General features: G+C 58.9%; 3 protein-coding genes. All 3 read left to right on the forward strand.

Features of this window, described 5'->3' with window-relative positions; translation table 11 throughout:
* The first annotated feature begins 11 nt into the window (after positions 1 to 11).
* The 3 genes from MDG893_RS20190 (at position 12) to MDG893_RS20200 (ending at position 4,731) form a co-directional block, all read left to right on the forward strand.
* Entirely contained in the window at positions 12 to 2,006 is a 1,995-nt protein-coding gene (locus MDG893_RS20190; RefSeq protein WP_040474837.1) for an acetyl/propionyl/methylcrotonyl-CoA carboxylase subunit alpha, read from the forward strand.
* Positions 2,003 to 2,830: an SDR family oxidoreductase gene (locus MDG893_RS20195; protein WP_007155707.1), complete on the forward strand. Its 828-nt coding sequence runs from the start codon at positions 2,003 to 2,005 to the stop codon at positions 2,828 to 2,830. The genes MDG893_RS20190 and MDG893_RS20195 overlap by 4 nt, the downstream gene beginning before the upstream one ends.
* Positions 2,831 to 2,901: 71 nt before the next feature.
* On the forward strand, positions 2,902 to 4,731 hold the full coding sequence (locus tag MDG893_RS20200; RefSeq protein ID WP_007155708.1) for a long-chain-acyl-CoA synthetase: 1,830 nt from the start codon (positions 2,902 to 2,904) through the stop codon (positions 4,729 to 4,731).
* Positions 4,732 to 4,804 lie beyond the last annotated feature (73 nt).

The following is a 4,804-nucleotide window of genomic DNA, read 5'->3' on the forward strand; positions in this document are numbered from 1 at the left end:
AGACCAGCAAAATGCTAAAAAAACTCTTAATCGGCAACCGGGGTGAAATTGCAGTCAGAGTCATTAAAACCGCGAAGTCGCTGGGATACCGGACGGTGGCAGTGTATTCCGAGGCAGACGCCAAAGCCCTGCACGTGGAGATGGCGGACGAGGCGGTGTGTATCGGACCAGCTCAGGTGTCAGCTTCCTATTTGAACGCAGAGGCAATTATTCAGGCGGCGGTTCAGACCGGCGCTGATTGTGTGCATCCCGGGTATGGGTTCTTGTCGGAGAATTCCGGGTTTGCCAGGGCCTGTAAAGACGCTGGCCTGGTATTTTTGGGTCCGCCGGAGGCGGCTATTGAGCTGATGGGCAGTAAGCGGCGGTCGAAGATTGCCATGCAAGAAGCCGGTGTGCCGGTGGTGCCCGGGTTCGAAGGAGACAATGCCAGCGACGAAGAACTCATCAACGCCGCCGAAAATATCGGCTACCCATTGATGATCAAGGCCTCCGCCGGCGGTGGCGGCAGAGGCATGCGGTTGGTCGAAGAGGCTGATGAACTGGCCGATAACCTCCAGCGTGCCCGCTCAGAAGCCAAGCAGGCCTTTGGGGACGACGAGCTGATTTTGGAGAAGGCGGTTATTGAACCCCGCCATATCGAAATTCAGGTATTTGCAGACCAACACGGCAATGCCGTTTACCTGGGTGAGCGGGATTGTTCGGTTCAGCGGCGGCACCAGAAAGTCGTCGAAGAAGCGCCCTCGCCATTTGTCACCCCGGAATTGCGGGAGGCCATGGGTGAAGCCGCTGTCAAAGCAGCGCTGGCCTGTGGTTACGAAGGTGCGGGCACCGTCGAATTCCTCGTGGATAAAGACCGCAACTTCTACTTTCTGGAAATGAACACCCGCCTGCAAGTAGAGCACCCGGTGACCGAACTGATCACCGGACAGGATCTCGTGGCCTGGCAGCTTTCCGTGGCCGAGGGCCTGGCGCTACCGCTAACACAGGACCAGATCCAGCTGAACGGCCATGCCATAGAAGTACGCCTTTACGCGGAAGACCCCGCCAACGGCTTTACCCCGCAAACCGGGCCGCTGCACCAGTTCCAGCCTGCTGAAGGCGAAGGGTTGCGGTTTGATACCGGAGTGCGCTCCGGGGACTCGATTACGCCTCATTATGATCCGATGCTGGCCAAGGTGATCGCCTGGGGGGCCAACCGCAACGAGGCCCGCCGCCGGCTGCTAAGGGCGCTCGAAGACACCACGGTGTTCGGCGTGACCACCAACCGTTACTTCCTCAGCCGGATCATCGCAGACGACACCTTCGGCGAAGGCGAAGCCACCACCGCCTTCCTGCAACAAGCGTTCAAAGACGATCCATCCCTGGCACCAAAAGACATCAGCATCCGCGAGCTCGCATTGGCGGCCTGCGTGTTCAGCCATGGCAATTCAGGCCGTCCTGACGTTCGGGCCGATCTCAATAATGCCTGGAGTAACGCGCCGTCGACCGTCAGCCCGATGAAACTGGATACTGGCGACAAAACCCTGGAACTGCTGGTTCGTCGCGCCGGCAATCACATCACCGTGACTCAGGGCGAAGAGCAGTACGAACTCGACCTTGAAAGCATGAACGATGGCCTGTTGTGCATTATCGACAAGGGCGTTCGTCAGCGATGCCAATATCACCGCCAGGGCGATCACCTATATTTGCAGGCGTTCGGGCAGGCACTGGCAGTGCGTGACGTGACCCACCAGCCGGCCAGCGGTGCCGCCGCCAGCGGCAGTGGCCGTATCAAGGCCACCATGGACGGCGCCATTATTGATGTTCTGGTCCAGGCCGGTCAGGCGGTGAAACAGGGCGACACTCTGGTGATCCTGGAGGCTATGAAGATGGAGCATCCGGTGAAGGCAGACCGCAATGGCACAATCGGTGAGATACTGGCCGCCAAAGGCGACCAAGTAAAGCGCAGCCAATTACTGGTAGATATCACTGCCACAGACGCCACCTCAGAGGAGGCCGGACAATGAGCACAATGAAGAACAGAACCGTTTTTATAACCGGAGGCAGCCGGGGCATCGGACGAGCCATTGCCCTTGCCTGTGCCCGACAAGGTGCCAATGTGGTGATCGGCGCAAAGTCCGACGAACCGCATCCAAAGCTGCCGGGCACCATACACAGCGTGGCGAAGGAAATTCGACAAGCAGGCGGCCAGGCCCTGCCACTGGTGCTGGACGTACGCGACGAAAAACTGGTGCGCCAGCGGATAGATGAAGCTGCGAACCATTTTGGCGGCATTGATGCACTGGTAAACAACGCGGGCGCCATCAAACTGACCGGCGTTGAGAACCTGAAGGTCAGCCGGTACGACCTGATGCACCAGGTTAACGCCCGCGCTGTATTTCTCTGCAGCCAGGCGGCCTTGCCCTGGCTGAAGGAGTCAGACCAGGCCCATATCCTGAGCCTGTCGCCGCCCCTGAACCTGGATACCCGGTGGTTCGCCCAGTATGGACCCTACACCACCACCAAATACGCCATGACCATGCTGAGCATGGGCATGGCCGAGGAGTTCCGGCGCTATGGCATTGCCGTAAATACCCTCTGGCCGAAAACCCTGATTGCCACCGCCGCCATCGAGTTTGAAGTGGGCGGCCCGCAAATGATGGCCCAGGGCCGCAAGCCGGACATCATGGCGGATGCCGCACTGAGCATCCTCAGCCGCCCGGCAGCCAGCATGACCGGGCAGTCGGTGATCGATGAGGACGTGCTCAGGGCGGACGGTGTAACGGACTTTGAACACTACCGGTATCAGGCTGGCGACAAGCCTCTGCTACCGGACCTGTTTCTGGATTAACCCCGGAGCCATTCGTTGTCCGGGGGCAAAGCAAACAACAACATTTCACACTGACCCTGACGGATGACCCTATGACCCAGGACAACGTATCCCCACGTGACATTGCCCGCAGACTGCCTGGCATACTCCGGCGATTTCCCGCCATTGCCAAGGGCTATTACTACTACTCGGTCAAAAACGAGAACAAGGACCTGACCCTTGGCACCCTGGTGGACCGCAACGCCGAAAAATACGGCCACCGCCCGGCCATCCTGTTTGAAGACCGCAGCATTTCCTGGCAGGAATTCAACGGCTGGGCCAACCGCATTGCCGGATTCCTGAAAACAGAGAGCCTCACTCGCGGCGATACCATCGCCGTGTTCCTGGAAAATCGCCCGGAGTTGCTCGCCGTGGTCGCCGGCGCCGCCAAGGTGGGCGTGGCCTGCGCCATGCTCAACACCTCCCAAAAGGGACGCGTGCTGGAACACAGCATCAATCTGGTCAGTCCCAAAATGGTTGTTGTGGGCGAAGAACTGGTGGAGGCCTTTGACGGCGTTAAAGCCGATATCAGGACCAGCCACCCCAACCCCTTCCTGTTCCTGGCCGATACCAACACCATGAACATCTTCGGCGATGCGCCGGAAGGCTACGTGAACATGGCGGCAAAAGTTGGTGCCCATCGGAGTACGGCCCCCAAGCCGGCCGACCCACCCACCATGGGTGACACCGCCATCTATCTGTTCACCTCCGGCACCACCGGCTTGCCCAAGGCAGCACCGGGCAGCCACCGCAAGTTCATGAAAGCCTACGGCGGGTTCGGCATGATGTCCCTGGACATGAAACCGGACGACGTCCTTTACTGCACTCTCCCCCTATACCACGGCACAGCCCTGCTGGTGTGCTGGGGATCCGTGATGGCCGGTGGTTCCGCCATTGCGCTGCGTCGCAAATTCTCCGCCAGCGCGTTCTGGGACGACGTCCGGTATTTCCAGGCAACCACCTTCGGCTATGTGGGCGAACTCTGCCGCTACCTGCTCAACCAGCCCCCCAGCGAGCAGGACCGCAATCACAACCTTAACAAGATGATCGGCAACGGCCTGCGCCCGTCCATCTGGAAAGAATTCAAGGATCGCTTCGGCATCGACACCGTGGCGGAACTCTACGCGTCCAGCGAGGGCAACATCGGCTTCAGTAATTTCTTTAATCTGGACAACACCGTTGGCTTCTCCACCGCCCCCTACAAACTGGTCAAGTTCCACGATGGCACCCGCGACCCGGTTCGGGACGAGAACGGGTTCATGCAGGAAGTCGAAAAGGGCGAACCGGGGCTGCTGATCGGCGAGATCACCAAGAAATGGTCCTTCGAGGGCTATACCCAGAAAGACGCGACGGAAAAATCCATCCTGCGGAATGCCTTCAAGAAAGGCGACCAGTGGTTCAACACCGGTGACGTGCTAAAGGAAATCGGCTGCGGCCACCTGCAGTTCGTGGACCGCATGGGCGACACCTTCCGCTGGAAGGGGGAGAACGTATCCACCACGGAGGTGGAGAACATCATCGACGGCTCCAATATGGTGGAGGAAGCCATTGTCTATGGGGTGGAGATTCCGGGCACCAACGGCAAGGCCGGCATGGTCACACTGGTTCCCCACGCCAATGGCCAGGAATTTGATGTAAACCGGCTGTTCCGGTACCTGAATGAAAACCTACCTCCCTATGCGATTCCGGTGTTCGTGCGGGTAACCGGTGCCATCGAGAAAACGGGCACGTTCAAGTACCGCAAGGTGGATATCCAGAAAGCCGGTTATTCCATCGACAAGCCTGGTGAAGAAGTTTACGCCTGGTTACCCGGTTCGGATGGTTATACCCGGTTGACTCCTGAGCTGGTTGGCCAGATTGATTCGGGTGATGTCCGGTTTTGAGTATTCCTGATGGTTGTGGTGGTGCCTGTGTATCTTGGCCCTAGCCTGTTTGGCTTTGGGGGCTGCACCAGTG

The sequence above is a fragment of the Marinobacter algicola DG893 genome, from assembly GCF_000170835.1.
Lineage (GTDB): Bacteria > Pseudomonadota > Gammaproteobacteria > Pseudomonadales > Oleiphilaceae > Marinobacter > Marinobacter algicola.